The organism is Streptomyces sp. NPDC020742 (assembly GCF_040641675.1).
Classification (GTDB): domain Bacteria; phylum Actinomycetota; class Actinomycetes; order Streptomycetales; family Streptomycetaceae; genus Streptomyces.
Genome location: NZ_JBFAEA010000001.1, coordinates 496,441 through 510,536 on the forward strand (window position 1 = coordinate 496,441; position 14,096 = coordinate 510,536).

A 14,096-nucleotide genomic window follows, 5' to 3' on the forward strand; every position below is an offset into this window, starting at 1 on the left:
GACGGGGCCGGGCGGTCGCCGGGGTCAGTCGCGGGGGAATTCTTCGGTGGAAAGGGTGAGGTCGGCGAAGCTGCCGGTCAGATCGATGGGCTCGCCGTATTTGAGGGTGAGGTCGCTCATGTAGTCGTCGCCCCGCGGGCGGGTGAAGACGTGGCAACAGCCGAGATAAGGGTCGACGATCACATACACGGGGACCCCGGCGGCGGCGTAGACCTTCTTCTTCGGGCCGTAGTCGTTCGCCGCGGTGCCCTTGGAGATGACTTCGGCGACGAACTCGACATCCTGGTAGCGCCAGCGGCCCAGCTCGTCCTTCTCGGCATCGTCGGCGAACTTGGCGACGTCAGGGGCGAAGCCGTTCAACTCGCCGGGGAAATCGATCCGTACGTCGGAGGTGACCGGGGCGTCCATCCCGAAGCGGTCCTCCAGCGCCCGCACGATCCTGCGGATGGTCTGCCAATGGACGTCCCGCTGCGGCGCCATGTGCACGTTCCCCTCGACGATCTCCACCTTGTAGCCCTCGGGGATGTGCGCCTGCTCCAGCCGCTCGAACCAGTCGTCCAGCTCGCCGCTCTCGGCCATCTCGGTCCTGTCGGTCAGTTCGATGGTCACCGTGCCGCTCCTCCCCGCTGCCGCGCGGGCGCGGGGAGCCGCACGGTTCAACGATACGTATGTGCGAACGGTCACGTGCCGTGTGTGCGGGTCACGCGGCCTGTGTCCCTTGTAGCGCGTCCTCCAGTACCGAGATGTCGGCCGTGTCGCCGGGGGCGGGGGTCTTGGTGGACACCGGGTCGCCGTAGTTGCTCAGCAGGATCGTGGCGGTCTGGTGGTCGACCTCGGCGGTGAGCTTGCGGGGGTAGTGCTTGCCGCTGATGGCGACGTAGAGGGTCTGCACGGCCCCGTCGGCCTTCTTGACCACCGGCAGCACGGGGGTGCCCTCCTGGACGGTGGGGCGGCCCTTGGTGAGGGTGGGGGTGGCCGACGGCCCGGGGGTGCCGGACGGGGCGCCGGACGGGGGTTTCTCGGGCTTCGCCGACTTCTGGAAGGCGGCCAGGTCGCAGGCCTGGGAGAGGTTTCCCAGGAAGCTGTCGCGGGTGGTGCCGTGCAGGAAGGTGTTCCGGTACTTCGCGGCGGCGTCGGTGCCCTTCTTGCCGGGGAACTGGCTCTTCCAGAAGGCCGCGTCCGGCTTCATCCACACCTGGTCGCCGTGCTTGATCAGCTCCACCCTCCCCAGCGACCCCTTGCTGATGGCTCCGGTGCAGTTGCCGGACCGGTCGAGGGTGAGGTCGAGCTTGGTGGGGTCGGTGGAGGTCTGGGTGCGCAGGCGGAGGGAGGTCGCGGTGGTGAGCTCGTGCAGGGCGTCATCGGAGATCTGCTGGGCCGATTTGCCCGCGAGGTCCCCCTCGCCGTCGGGGTCGTCGGCCGCCGCGGCGCCCGTACAGGCGGCCCCGGCGAGCAGGGCCGCTCCGCAGCTGAGGGCGGCGGTGGCGGCGACGGCACGGCGTCTGCTGGTCATCTCGGCACCTCCGGTACGGAGGGGGCGTGCGACGGATGCAGGACGGATGCACAGCCTTGTCTGTACATCGCTCAAGGACATACGGCTATTCAGGGTACGTTCCGGGACATTCCTTCGCACTTTCAGTGACTCGGCTCACTTTCCATGAACGTCTGGGCATAGGTCCGGAGCTTCCGGGGAGGGGTCCCCGTTGCTGGTGACGCCAGTGGTTGCACCAGTGGGAACACTTCAGGAACCGGAAGGCAGAGCAACGTGTCGGCAAGCGAGACCATTCACGTAGACGGGGAGTGGCGGGCCGCTGCGTCCGGCACCACGCGGGAGGTCCTCGACCCCGCCGATGCGACAACGCTCCAGGTGGTGGCCGAGGGCGGGGCCGAGGACGCCGATGCGGCGGTGGCGGCCGCCCGCCGCGCCTTCGACGGCGGCGCCGGCGCCTGGCCCCGTACGGCCGTGGCCGAGCGCTCCGCGCTGCTGCGCCGGGTCGCTGACCTGCTGCAGCGCGACCGCGAGGAGATCGCGCTCATCGAGAGCCGGGACACCGGCAAGACGCTGGAGGAGGGCCGGGTCGACGTCGACGACGTCACCAACGCCTTCCGGTACTTCGCCGATGTGGTGATGAACGAGAGCGGCGGCCGGGTCGTCGACGCCGGTTCGGCGGACGTGCACAGCGTGGTCGTGCACGAGCCGGTCGGCGTCTGCGCGTTGATCACGCCCTGGAACTACCCCCTGCTCCAGGCCAGTTGGAAGATCGCCCCGGCCCTCGCCGCCGGCAACACCTTCGTGGTCAAGCCCAGCGAGGTCACCCCGCTGTCGACCGTGCACCTGGTGAAGCTGCTGGTCGAGGCCGGACTCCCGGACGGCGTCGCCAACATCGTCACCGGCGCGGGCCTCCCCGTCGGCCAGCGGCTGGCCGAGCACCCGGACGTGGACCTGTTCTCCTTCACCGGTGGCCTGGTCAGCGGGACGAAGGCGGGCGCGGCGGCGGTCTCCGGCGCCAAGAAGATCGCGCTGGAGCTGGGCGGTAAGAACCCCAATGTGGTGTTCGCCGACGCCTGCGCCACCGACGAGGGCTTCGACACCGCCGTGGACCAGGCGCTGAACGCCGCCTTCATCCACAGCGGCCAGGTCTGCTCGGCCGGTGCCCGACTGATCATCGAGGAGTCGGTGCGCGACCGCTTCGTCGCCGAACTCGCCCGCCGCGCCGAGAAGATCAAGCTCGGCCGGGGCACCGAGGACGGCGTGGAGTGCGGCCCGCTCGTCTCCCAGCAGCAGCTCGACAAGGTCGAGGCGTACGTCGCCTCCGCCCTGGCCGAGGGCGCCCAGCTGCGCTGCGGCGGCACCCGCCCCGAGCCGTCCGACGTCCGCCCGGCCACCGGCTACTTCTACGCGCCCACCGTGCTGGACGGCTGCCACCGCGAGATGAAGGTGGTCCGCGAGGAGACCTTCGGCCCGATCCTGACGGTGGAGACCTTCACCACCGAGGACGAGGCGGTCGCGCTCGCCAACGACACCGAGTACGGCCTGGCCGGCGCGGTGTTCTCCGCCGACACCGCGCGCGCCCGCCGGGTCGCCGCCCGGCTGCGGCACGGCACGGTGTGGATCAACGACTACCACCCCTACCTCCCGCAGGCGGAGTGGGGCGGCTTCGGCAAGTCCGGCATCGGCCGGGAACTCGGCCCCTCGGGTCTGGACGAGTACCGCGAGAGCAAGCACATTTACGAGAACCTCCGGCCCGAGCCGGTGCGCTGGTTCGCGGGCTGACGCCCCGGGGCCGGCGCCGATTCCCCCGCGGCGCCGGCCCCGCCGCCCAGTCCCGCTCCCCCTTGCAGAACGTGCGACGCAGCGTCAGCTGTGACCTTCGCAGAAGGAGATCGACCCCCATGCCCGTGTACGACTACGTCGTTGTCGGCGGCGGTACCGCCGGTTCCGTCATCGCCTCCCGGCTCACCGAGGACCCGGACGTCACCGTCGCCGTGATCGAGGGTGGCCCCTCCGACATCGACCGCGAGGACGTCCTGACGCTGCGCAAGTGGCTCGGGCTGCTCGGCGGCGAGCTGGACTACGAGTACACGACCACCGAGCAGCCGCGCGGCAACTCGCACATCCTGCACAGCCGGGCCAAGGTCCTCGGCGGCTGCTCGTCGCACAACACCCTGATCTCCTTCAAGCCGTTGCCGTCCGACTGGGACGAGTGGGCGGAGGCGGGCGCGGCCGGCTGGGGCGCCGAGGAGATGGACCCCTACTTCGGCAAGCTGCGCAACAACATCGTGCGGGTGGCGAAGAAGGACCAGAACCAGATCGCGTCGGACTGGATCGAGGCGGTGCAGACCGCCCTCGGTGTGCCCGAGGTCGTCGGCTTCAACGACCAGCCCTTCGACGAGGGCGTCGGCTTCTTCGACCTCTCCTACCACCCGGAGAACAACAAGCGCTCCTCCGCCTCGGTCGCCTACCTGCACCCGCACATCGAGGCCGGCGACCGCCCCAACCTCACGCTGATGCTGGAGACCTGGGCGCACAAGCTGGAACTGGACGGCACCACCGCCAAGGGCGTCCACGTCCGCACCAAGGACGGCGAGGACGTCTACGTCGAGGCCGCCCGCGAGGTGCTGGTCTGCGCCGGCGCCGTCGACACCCCCCGGCTGCTGATGCACTCCGGCATCGGGCCGAAGAAGGATCTGGAGGCGCTCGGTCTGCCGTGCGTGCTCGACCTGCCGGGCGTGGGGGAGAACCTCATCGACCACCCCGAGTCGGTGATCGTCTGGGAGACCGACGGTCCGATCCCGGGCAACTCCGCGATGGACTCCGACGCGGGCCTTTTCGTCAAGCGGGACCCGGAGCACAAGGGCCCTGACCTGATGTTCCACTTCTACCAGATCCCCTTCACCGACAACCCGGAGCGGCTGGGCTACGAGCGGCCCGAGCACGGGGTGTCGATGACCCCCAACATCCCCAAGTCCCGCTCCCGCGGCCGGCTCTACCTCACCTCCGCGGACCCCGAGGTCAAGCCCGCCCTGGACTTCAAGTACTTCGAGGACGAGGGCGACTACGACGGGCAGACCCTGGTCGACGGCATCAAGCTGGCCCGGAAGGTCGCCCAGGCCGAGCCGTTCAAGAAGTGGCTCAAGCGCGAGGTCTTCCCCGGTCCGGACGTGACCGACGACGCGGAGATCAGCGAACTGGTGCGCAAGGCCGCGCACACCGTCTACCACCCGGCCGGCACCTGCAAGATGGGCGCCGCCGACGACCGGCTCGCCGTCGTCGACCCCGAGCTGAAGATCCGCGGACTGGACGGCATCCGGATCGCCGACGCCTCGGTCTTCCCGACGATGCCGGCCGTCAACCCGATGCTGGGCGTGCTCATGGTGGGGGAGAAGTGCGCTGACCTGCTTCATAAGGCTCCGACCCAGGGAGGTGATGCGTGATGGCCACCACCACCCCGGCCGGCGCATCGGAGATGCCCAACGCCCGTCACGACAGCGGGACTTCGGAGGAGGACCGGGAGGTCGTCTTCTCCGTCCGACACCTCTGGAAGGTCTTCGGCCCCAAAGCGGACAAGATCCCCGACGACACCTCCGTCGCCGGGCTGAGCGTCCAGGAACTGCGCGAGAAGACCGGCTGTGTGGCCGCCGTCCGCGATGTCTCCTTCGACGTCCACAAGGGCGAGGTCTTCGTCGTCATGGGCCTGTCCGGCTCCGGCAAGTCCACCCTCGTCCGGTGCCTGACCCGGCTGATCGAGCCGACCAGCGGCGACCTGGAGATCGACGGCGAGGACGTGCTCGCCATGGACAAGGCCACCCTGCGCGAGCTGCGCCGCCGCCGCGCCGCCATGGTCTTCCAGCACTTCGGCCTGCTGCCGCACCGCACCGTCGTCGACAACGTCGCCTACGGCCTGGAGATCCAGGGCGTCGGCAAGTCCGAGCGCCGCGAGAAGGCCAACGAGATGGTCGACAAGGTCGGCCTGGCCGGCCTGGAGAAGCGCCGCCCCGGGCAGCTCTCCGGCGGTCAGCAGCAGCGCGTCGGCCTGGCCCGCGCGCTCGCCGTCGACCCCGAAGTCCTGCTGTTCGACGAGCCGTTCAGCGCCCTCGACCCGCTGATCCGCCGCGATATGCAGGAGGAGGTCGTCCGCCTGCACCGCGAGGAGGGCCGGACGATGGTCTTCATCACCCACGACCTCTCCGAGGCGCTGCGGGTCGGTGACCGGATCGCCCTGATGCGCGACGGCGAGATCGTCCAGCTCGGCACCCCCGAGGAGATCGTCGGCTCCCCGGCCGACGACTACGTCCGCGACTTCGTCCGTGACGTACCGCGCGAGCAGGTGCTGACCGTGCGCCGCGCGATGCGCCCGGCCAAGGACGGCGAGGCCGACGAGGGCCCGGCGCTCGGCGCCGACACCCTGATCGCCGACGCCATCGAGGCCGTCGCCCGCTCCGGCGGCGCCGCCCGCGTCGTCGAGGACGGCCGCTGCCTGGGCATCGTCGACCACGCCTGCCTGCTCAACGTGGTCGCCCGGATCGACCAGCCCCAGCAGGGCGAGGTGGCCGCATGATGTACGCCGCGACCCCCCGCGGCGGTGCGATACGCGCCGTCGGCTCCAGAGCTCCCGCGGCCTCCCCCCGGGCCCGCCTGCGCACGGCCCTGCTGCGCCAGTGGCGCGAGGCCCAGCGCGCCGCCGCCCTGAACGTGCCCGCCGGCACCGTGAAAAGGGGGCGCGCATGAGTACCGTGTCCGCACCCCCCGCGGCTCAGCGCGGCCTCGGCGCCGACGCCCCCAAGGCCGGCCCGGCCCAGGCCCTGCTGCGCCGCCGCGGCCTCGCCAAGCTCCTGCTGCTCGCCGTCGCCGCGGCGGTCATCGTCCCGCTGGTGGAGCACGCCTGGCCGGGCGCGGCCTGGCCGTCGGCGCTGACCGTCGACGTCTCCGGCCCGCTGGGCAAGACCAGCGACTGGATCATCGACAACCGCGACAGCCACTGGCTGTTCGTGTACTTCCTCGGCCACCTCTCCAACGCCGTGGTCATCTCCGTACGCGTCGTCTACATGCTGCTGCTCGCCCTCGGCTGGGCGGGTGTGACGGCCGGCGTCACGCTGGTCGCCTGGCGGGTGGCCGGCCTCCGCATTGCCGTCACCGCACTGGTCTCCTTCCTGGTCAGCGGTGCGCTGGGGATGTGGGTCCCGACCATGCAGACGCTCGCGCTGATGGTCGTGGCGGTCGTCGCCTCGGTCGCCGTGGGCGCCCTGCTGGGCCTGGCCGCCGGCCTGTCGGAGCGGCTCTTCCGCATCCTGCGCCCGGTGCTGGACACCATGCAGGTGCTGCCGGCCTTCGCCTACCTCCTGCCCGTCGTGCTGGTCTTCGGCATCGGCGTACCGGCCGCCCTGCTGGCCACCGTGATCTACGCGGCGCCGCCGATGGCCCGCCTGACCGCGCTCGGCCTGCGCGGCGCGGACCCGGGCGTCCTGGAGGCGGTCTCCTCGCTCGGCGCCACCGGCCGGCAGCGGCTGCTGACCGCCCGCCTGCCGCTGGCCCGCAAGGAACTGCTGCTGGGCGTCAACCAGACGATCATGATGGCGCTGTCCATGGTCGTGATCGCCTCCATGATCGGTGCCGCCGGTCTCGGCGACCGCGTCTACCAGGCGCTCGCCTCGGTCGACGTCGGCGCCGCGCTCGCCGCCGCCGTCCCGATCGTGCTGCTGGCCATCGTCATGGACCGCACCACCGCCGCGGCCGGTGCCCGGCTCGGCTCGGGCGCCGCCGCCGGCGGCCCCGCGTGGCTGCGCGGCTGGCGCTCCTGGGCCGGCATCGCCGCGATCACCGCGGTGCTCGCCCTGGCCGGCCGGGCGGCCGGCTCCCTGATCTGGCCGACCGGCTGGGCCGTGGACATCGCCCGCCCCGTCAACGACTTCAAGGAGTGGATGGTCAACCACCTCTACTCCGGGATCCCCGTGGTCGGCGGCACCGCCGACTGGGCCGCGCACTTCACCGACTGGGTGCTCAACCCGCTGCGGGACGGCCTGACCGCGCTGCCCTGGTACGGCACGCTGCTCATCGTCGCCGCGCTGGCCTGGGTCATCGGCACCTGGCGCACCGCCCTGACCGCCGTCCTCGCGATGGCCGCCATCGGGGTGCTGGGCATCTGGAAGCCGTCCATGAACACCCTCTCCCAGGTGCTCGCCGCCCTGGCGGTCACCCTGGTGCTGGGCTTCGGCATCGGCGTCCTGACCGCCGGCAGCAAGCGGCTGGAGGCGATACTGCGCCCGGTCCTCGACGTGATGCAGACCATGCCGCAGTTCGTGTACCTGATCCCGGTCGTGGCCCTCTTCGCGGTGGGCCGCGCCCCGGCCGCCGCCGCGGCCGTCGTCTACGCGCTGCCTGCGGTCATCCGCATCACCACCCAGGGCCTGCGCCAGGTCGACCCCGCGGCGATGGAATCGGCCCGCTCCCTGGGCGCCACCCGCTGGCAGATCCTGCGCCAGGTCCAACTCCCGCTGGCCCGGCCCGCGCTGCAGCTGGCCGTCAACCAGGGCGTGGTTCTGGTCCTCGCCGTCGTCATCATCGGCGGCCTGGTCGGCGGCGGTGCCCTCGGCTACGACGTCGTCACCGGCCTCGCCACTGGAGACCTGGCCCTCGGCCTGGTCGCGGGTGTGGCGATCGTGTGCCTGGGCCTGATGCTCGACCGGGTCACCCAGCCCACGGAACGCCGTACGACGGGGAAGGGAGCCTGACCATGTCCCGTAAGCGCACCATGACTATCGGGGCGGCCGCGCTGGCCGGCACGGCGGTCCTCTCCCTCTCCTTGTCCTCCTGCGGCAAGGCCGACATGACCAAGCAGACCTCGCCGTTCGCCGCGGCCAAGGGCTCCAAGTCGGTCACACTCTCGGTGCAGACCTGGGTCGGCGCCCAGTCGAACGTCGCGGTGGCCAAGTACCTGCTCGAACACGAGATGGGCTACCACGTCGACACCGTCCAGGTGGACGAGATCCCCGCCTGGGACGCCCTCAGCCAGGGCCGGGTCGACGCGATCCTGGAGGACTGGGGCCACCCGGACCAGGAGAAGCGGTACGTCAAGGACAAGAAGACCATCACGGCGGGCGGCGGCAACGGCGTCACCGGCCACATCGGCTGGTTCGTCCCCAAGTACTGGGCCGACAAGCACCCCGAGGTCACCAACTGGAAGAACCTCAACAAGTTCGCCAAGCAGCTCCGTACGTCCGAGAGCGGCAACAAGGGCCAGCTGATGGACGGTTCGCCGTCCTACGTCACCAATGACAAGGCCCTGGTGAAGAACCTGCACCTCAACTACGAGGTCGTCTTCGCCGGCTCCGAGGCGGCCCAGATCACCCAGATCAAGCAGTTCGCCAAGGAGAAGAAGCCCTTCCTGACGTACTGGTACGAGCCGCAGTGGCTCTTCAACCAGGTGCCGATGGTGGAGGTCAAGCTCCCCAAGTACACCGACGCCTGTGCGGCGAAGGGTGCCAAGGACCCGACGTCGATCGACTGCGCGTACCCGACCACTCCGCTGCAGAAGTTCTTCAACACCGAGTTCGCCAAGAAGGGCGGCAGCGCCGCGGCGTTCCTGAAGAACTTCAAGTGGACCAAGGACGACCAGAACGAGGTCTCCGAGTCCATCGCCTCGGGCGGCCTCTCGGCCGATGAGGCGGCCAAGAAGTGGGTGCAGAAGCACCCGGATGTCTGGAAGCAGTGGCTGCCGAAGAAGAAGTAGCCGCCTACCGGACGCGCGAAGGGGGGTGAGGGCCCGACGGCCCTCACCCCCCTTCGCGTACGGCTCCTTCGCGTACGGCTCCACCGCCTCCGGCCCCACCGCCTCCGGCCCCACCGCCTCCGGCCCCTTCGTCTCCGGCCCGGCCGCCGGCATCACTCGTTCGGATGGCCGCCCTCGCGTCACCGCGCGCCACGGCACCCGGCCCATGAGGCTGGCCCCATGCCGCTGCCGCCGAAGTGCCCCACCCCCAAGTGCGACTCCCTGCTGTGGAAGGACACCACGCACACCGACACCGACTGGGACAACTGGCGCTGGTGGTGCTGCCGCTGCCGTCAGCAGTGGTACCCCACCGCCGACCAGCACCGGGACTTCCGCCACGGGGTCTCGACCCCGGCCCAGCCGGGCCTGGCGGGCTTGGCGGGCCCACAGGGCGGGCCGGTGTACCGCGATCCCCGGGTACCGGCGCGGCGGTAGGCCTCCAGCGTCGACGTCTCCGTGGATCTCGATGACGGCTCCCGCTGGAGCACGACCATCCTCCTCCTGGCCCAGATTGCGATCCTGATGAAGAGGTGGGCCGAAAGCGGGGGCGCCCTGGGGCGCGCTGCTTCCGCGGTCTCCAGAGTGGGCGTCGCGGAGGTCACCGCACAGGAGCGATCGCTCAAATGGGCCGGTCGGGCCCCGACGGTACCCGTCAGTGCTTCGGCAGGGGATAATCACGGCATGGTTTCGGAGTCCATCCCCGCCGCCGCACCGTCCGCCGCAGACGTGCTGCGCCAGCGGTACGCCGACCGCCTGCCAGCCTCCCTCCATGACCTCACCGGCCCCACCCACGGCGAGGTCGAGCTGCCGCTGCACATCGCCTGGTCCGGCCTGCGGACCTACGACCTGCACCGGCCCCGCCAGCGCATGAGCTACTACCGCACCGTCCTGGCCGAAGGACAGCGCGACGACCTCACCGCGCTGCTCGACAGCGAACTGTTGGTCTCGCAGTGGCCCGTGCTGCGGACTCTTGTCAGCCGGCACATCCGCGAGGTGTGGGAAGCGGCCTTCCCCGCTCTGGCCGGCGGGACGTCCGCAGCCGCGTGAACCTCAGCGCACTCCACCACCGCCTCCTGGCCGACGTACTCGCCATCGGCAGTCCCTACCCCCTGGTCATCACCGGCGGCTACGCCGTTCAGGCCCACGGACTGGTCGACCGCCTCAGTCAGGACCTCGCCGTCGCCACCGAGAACCCCGCGCCCATGGCCGACATCGCCCGCGCCCTCCAGCAGGGCCTGTCCGAGCGAGGCTGGCACACCACGGTGATCAGCGCCGACCCGCTCTCCGCCCGGCTTGTGGCCACTGACGCCGACGGCGCGGCGTGTGAAGTCGACATCCTTAAGGAAAACCTGTGGTCGCCGCCCTGCGACACCGAGTACGGCCCGGTCCTGTCGCTCGATGACGTCATCGGCACCAAAGTCCGCGCCCTGGCCGACCGCGGCGCTGTTCGGGACCTCATCGACGTTCACGCCGCAGCCGAACGCCGCACCCACCCGGAACTCGAGCACCTCGGCCAACGCCACGGACGCGACGCCTTCCGCCTGGATGACCTGCGCGATCGTCTGGCCGGCGCCGAGTGGTACGACGACGAGGAATTCGCTGCCTACGGTCTCACCGAGGACGACACCACTGCCTTGAGAAGTTGGGCCCAGCAGTGGGCCGGCGACCTCGACGAGCGGCTGGCGCGGGAAACAGACGCGTACGAGGACTGGCCCTCGCTGACGCCAGTAGGGGCCGGTTTCGTCTTGGCGTCGGCGCCTCCCTCCCGCTGTCGCCAAGTAACCCGTACTCCCCCGCAAAGGGGAAAACCGGCACCGTAACGGAAGCTTCTCGTCGTCCCGAGGGCCCGCTCGTGGGGCGGCCGGGCGATGGCGGCATAGTAGAGCGGGTCCGGTAAGGGACATGACACACACGCGGCGTGGCCCGGGACGGGGCGGCGCCGCCGGGTATCAGGGGGACTCGCGCCATGCCATCCATCCGCCGCTCCACCGCCGCGACCGCGGCCCTGGCCGCACTGCTCGCGGTCACCGTCACCGCCTGCGGCCCGAGCGAGAACTCGGCTGCGGGAAGCGGGAGTTCGGCCACCGACCACAAGGGCGGCGGAGGTCCGGGACTGCCCAAGGGCATGCCCACCAGCATCGACGGCCTGAAGAAGTGGAAGGACGGCGGCTGGCAGAACTGGGACGAGTGGGCCCGCAAGGCCCAGGACTTCGCCAACCCGATCATCAAGGACCACTGGAAGAACGACCGGCTGGCGAAGGCGAAGGCCGCCCCCGAGATCGGGGTGCAGGCCACCGGCGCGGGCAGTGAGTTCGACGCCACCGACCCCGAGCCGCGGCCGGTCACCGCCGAGCAGGTCGCCCGCCCCTACCACCGGAACATGGCCCCGGTCGGGAAGATCTTCTTCGACAGCCCCAAGGGCCCGATGGTCTGCTCCGGCACGATCGTCGAGGACCCGGCGCACCCGGGCAAGTCCAACCTGGTGTGGACGGCCGGCCACTGCGTGCACTCGGGCAAGCAGGGCGGCTGGATGCGCAACATCGTGTTCGTGCCGTCGTACAACGACAGCGGCGTCCCGATGAACCAGGTCGACAGCACCCCCGCCCAGCAGGTCACCCCCTACGGCCGCTTCTGGGCGGACTGGATCTCCACCTCCGGTGAGTGGATCGACATGGGCAGTCAGGAGAGCGGCAACGGCGGCTCCGCGTACGACTTCGCGGTGCTGCACGTCAAGCCGGAGAACGGCAGCGGCAAGTCGCTCCAGGAGACCGTGGGCGCCGCCGCCCAGGTCTGGTTCAACGCCCCCTCCGCAAACGGCATCAGCACCCTGAAGGCCTTCGGCTACCCGGCGGCGCCGCCGTACGACGGGGCGCGGATGATGGCCTGCCTGGACCGCCCGGGGCGCCTGGTCATGCAGCAGGGCACCCCCGCCATGGACCGCATCGGCTGCACCATGACCGGCGGGACCTCCGGCGGCGGCTGGTTCGTCAACCGGGGCAGCAAGCTGACGCTGGTCTCCAACACCTCGATCAGCTCCAACGCCCACACCTGGCTCGCCGGCCCGCACCTGGGCCCGGAGGCCGAGCGCGTCTTCACCGCCGTCAGCCGGAAGTTCGCCGGGCAGTAGGCGGCGCGGACCGGGCGTAGTGCGTGTCCTGGAGCCGCCCCGGTCCCCCCCCGCGTCACCGCGGCCCTGGCACGCCGGCGTACCGGTGTGCCAGGGCCGCGGTGCGTCAGCGGAAGTCCCGGGGGCCGTGGCCCCGGACCTACGGCGCCGCCGGCAGCGCCCGGCACAGGGCCGCCAGCGCCGCCGGGAACGCGCTCTCCGACGGGGTGGCATGCCCCACGACCAGGCCGTGGCGGGGCGGCATGGTGGCCTCCGGGTGGCGGTAGGACGCCAGACCGTCGAGGGCCAGGCCCTGCCAGCGGGCGGCCCGCAGCGCACTGTCCTCCTCCGCGGCGGCGGAGTCCCCGGGGAACTCCACGACCGCGTGCAGGCCGGCGGCGATCCCGGTGACCGCCAGCTGCGGGGCGTGCGCCGCCACCGCCTCGATCAGCCGGTCGCGCCGGCGGCGGTAGCGCTGCCGCATCCGGCGGATATGGCGGTCGTAGGCGCCGTGGGTGAGGAACTCCGCGAGGGTGAGCTGATCGGTGACGCCCGCCCAGGCCTCCCGCTCGCCCTTCACCGCCAGTACGGCGTCCACCAGCCGGGCGGGCAGCACCATCCAGCCCAGCCGCAGCGCCGGGGACAGGCTCTTGCTGACCGAGCCGATGTGCAGCACCCGCTCGGGATCCAGGCCCTGGAGGGCGCCGACCGGCCGGCGGTCGTAGCGGAACTCCCCGTCGTAGTCGTCCTCGATCAGATAACCCCCGGTGGCACGGGCCCAGTTGACGGCCTCGGCACGGCGGTCGGGGTGGAGGGGGACGCCGGTGGGGAACTGGTGGGCGGGGGTGAGCAGGGCGGCGCCTACGTCGTCGTGTGCGGTCAACTCGCCCGTGCAGGCACCGTGTTCGTCGATGGCGAGTGGGTGGGTGCGGACGCCCGCGGTGGCCAGGAGCGCGCGGTGGAAGGCGAGGCCGTACGACTCGACGGCGAGCGGATCGGGCAGCACGGCGGGGAACAGCAGCCGCAGCGCATGGGCGAACCCGGAGCAGATGACGATGCGGTCGGGGTCGGTGCGCACCCCGCGGGTGCGCGCCAGGTAGTCGGCCAGGGCGCGGCGCAGTTCGGGGCGGCCGCGCGGGTCTCCGGGGCCGAAGGCCTCGTGCGGGGCGGCGGTCAGCGCACGGCGGGCGGCGGCGAGCCAGGCGGTACGGGGGAAGGAGGCGGCGTCCGGCTGCCCCTGGAGGAGCGTGTGGGTCGGGCGGGCAGCTGGGACGGGGGGAGCGGGGGCGCGGGTGGGGGCGAGCGGCTCGGCGCGGTGCGCCACCCGGGTGCCGGAGCCCTGACGGGCGCTCAGCCAGCCCTCCGCGACGAGTTCGGCGTAGGCGTCGGCGACGGTGTTGCGGGCGATGCCGAGGTCGGCGGCGAGGGAACGGTAGGGCGGCAGCCGGGTGCCGGGGGCCAGCCGGCCGGAGCGTACGGCGTCTCGCAGGGCACGGGCGAGGACGGCGCGACGGCCGCCGGGACCGGTCAGATCCAGGTGCAGATCGGCGCCCAGGCCCGCCGTGAGATTGACCCACGATTTCGGCATGGAAATGCACCCTACAGCCGGTCGCCTGCGCTTCTAGATTCGAGTCATGACGAAGGAGATGACGAAGGAGATGGCGGACGTGGCGGACGGAATGGCGAACGGCATGGCGAACGGTATGGCGAACGGCATGGTGAAC

At 71.3% G+C, this 14,096-nt stretch carries 11 protein-coding genes and 1 pseudogene; 9 read left to right on the forward strand and 3 right to left on the reverse strand.

Annotation, left to right across the window (positions count from 1 at the left end):
- Positions 1 to 24: 24 nt before the first annotated feature.
- Entirely contained in the window at positions 25 to 609 is a 585-nt protein-coding gene (locus AB0G84_RS02095; protein WP_361314125.1) for a Uma2 family endonuclease, read from the reverse strand.
- A gap of 91 nt (positions 610 to 700) precedes the next feature.
- Positions 701 to 1,513 (reverse strand): hypothetical protein, encoded by an 813-nt coding sequence (locus AB0G84_RS02100; RefSeq protein WP_361314128.1) that lies wholly within the window; start codon positions 1,511 to 1,513, stop codon positions 701 to 703.
- Positions 1,514 to 1,765: 252 nt separating this feature from the next.
- On the opposite strand from AB0G84_RS02100, the gene AB0G84_RS02105 reads away from it, so the two are divergent.
- From AB0G84_RS02105 to AB0G84_RS02145, 9 genes and pseudogenes are all read left to right on the forward strand, one after another.
- Entirely contained in the window at positions 1,766 to 3,274 is a 1,509-nt protein-coding gene (locus AB0G84_RS02105; protein WP_361314131.1) for an aldehyde dehydrogenase family protein, read from the forward strand.
- A gap of 119 nt (positions 3,275 to 3,393) precedes the next feature.
- On the forward strand, positions 3,394 to 4,935 hold the full coding sequence (locus tag AB0G84_RS02110) for a GMC oxidoreductase (protein ID WP_361314134.1): 1,542 nt from the start codon (positions 3,394 to 3,396) through the stop codon (positions 4,933 to 4,935).
- Positions 4,936 to 4,967: 32 nt separating this feature from the next.
- Positions 4,968 to 6,059: a glycine betaine/L-proline ABC transporter ATP-binding protein gene (locus AB0G84_RS02115; RefSeq protein WP_361315081.1), complete on the forward strand. Its 1,092-nt coding sequence runs from the start codon at positions 4,968 to 4,970 to the stop codon at positions 6,057 to 6,059.
- Between the two features lie 166 nt (positions 6,060 to 6,225).
- Complete coding sequence (locus tag AB0G84_RS02120; RefSeq protein ID WP_361314136.1) at positions 6,226 to 8,229, forward strand: ABC transporter permease subunit; 2,004 nt, start codon at positions 6,226 to 6,228, stop codon at positions 8,227 to 8,229.
- Between the two features lie 2 nt (positions 8,230 to 8,231).
- Positions 8,232 to 9,227, forward strand: a complete 996-nt coding sequence (locus AB0G84_RS02125; protein WP_361314139.1) for an ABC transporter substrate-binding protein — start codon at positions 8,232 to 8,234, stop codon at positions 9,225 to 9,227.
- 219 nt (positions 9,228 to 9,446) lie between these two features.
- On the forward strand, positions 9,447 to 9,701 hold the full coding sequence (locus AB0G84_RS02130; RefSeq protein WP_361314141.1) for a hypothetical protein: 255 nt from the start codon (positions 9,447 to 9,449) through the stop codon (positions 9,699 to 9,701).
- Positions 9,702 to 9,947: 246 nt separating this feature from the next.
- Positions 9,948 to 10,313, forward strand: a complete 366-nt coding sequence (locus AB0G84_RS02135) for a hypothetical protein (RefSeq protein WP_361314144.1) — start codon at positions 9,948 to 9,950, stop codon at positions 10,311 to 10,313.
- Positions 10,310 to 10,948, forward strand: a pseudogene (locus AB0G84_RS02140) (nucleotidyl transferase AbiEii/AbiGii toxin family protein); the annotation flags it as partial. The gene AB0G84_RS02135 and the pseudogene AB0G84_RS02140, both read left to right, overlap by 4 nt.
- Before the next feature lie 284 nt (positions 10,949 to 11,232).
- Positions 11,233 to 12,393 (forward strand): hypothetical protein, encoded by a 1,161-nt coding sequence (locus AB0G84_RS02145; protein WP_361314146.1) that lies wholly within the window; start codon positions 11,233 to 11,235, stop codon positions 12,391 to 12,393.
- A gap of 139 nt (positions 12,394 to 12,532) precedes the next feature.
- Here the strand turns inward: AB0G84_RS02145 and AB0G84_RS02150 are convergent, their stop codons facing one another.
- On the reverse strand, positions 12,533 to 13,960 hold the full coding sequence (locus AB0G84_RS02150) for a PLP-dependent aminotransferase family protein (protein WP_361314148.1): 1,428 nt from the start codon (positions 13,958 to 13,960) through the stop codon (positions 12,533 to 12,535).
- Positions 13,961 to 14,096 lie beyond the last annotated feature (136 nt).

What these genes read in the sequence shown, in the direction of transcription:
- AB0G84_RS02100 (WP_361314128.1), bottom strand. Translation starts at nt 1,513, where the DNA reads ATGACCAGCAGACGCCGTGCCGTCGCCGCCACCGCCGCCCTCAGCTGC.
- AB0G84_RS02110 (WP_361314134.1), top strand. Translation starts at nt 3,394, where the DNA reads ATGCCCGTGTACGACTACGTCGTTGTCGGCGGCGGTACCGCCGGTTCC.
- AB0G84_RS02115 (WP_361315081.1), top strand. Translation starts at nt 4,968, where the DNA reads ATGCCCAACGCCCGTCACGACAGCGGGACTTCGGAGGAGGACCGGGAG.
- AB0G84_RS02120 (WP_361314136.1), top strand. Translation starts at nt 6,226, where the DNA reads ATGAGTACCGTGTCCGCACCCCCCGCGGCTCAGCGCGGCCTCGGCGCC.
- AB0G84_RS02125 (WP_361314139.1), top strand. Translation starts at nt 8,232, where the DNA reads ATGTCCCGTAAGCGCACCATGACTATCGGGGCGGCCGCGCTGGCCGGC.
- AB0G84_RS02130 (WP_361314141.1), top strand. Translation starts at nt 9,447, where the DNA reads ATGCCGCTGCCGCCGAAGTGCCCCACCCCCAAGTGCGACTCCCTGCTG.
- AB0G84_RS02135 (WP_361314144.1), top strand. Translation starts at nt 9,948, where the DNA reads ATGGTTTCGGAGTCCATCCCCGCCGCCGCACCGTCCGCCGCAGACGTG.
- AB0G84_RS02145 (WP_361314146.1), top strand. Translation starts at nt 11,233, where the DNA reads ATGCCATCCATCCGCCGCTCCACCGCCGCGACCGCGGCCCTGGCCGCA.
- AB0G84_RS02150 (WP_361314148.1), bottom strand. Translation starts at nt 13,960, where the DNA reads ATGCCGAAATCGTGGGTCAATCTCACGGCGGGCCTGGGCGCCGATCTG.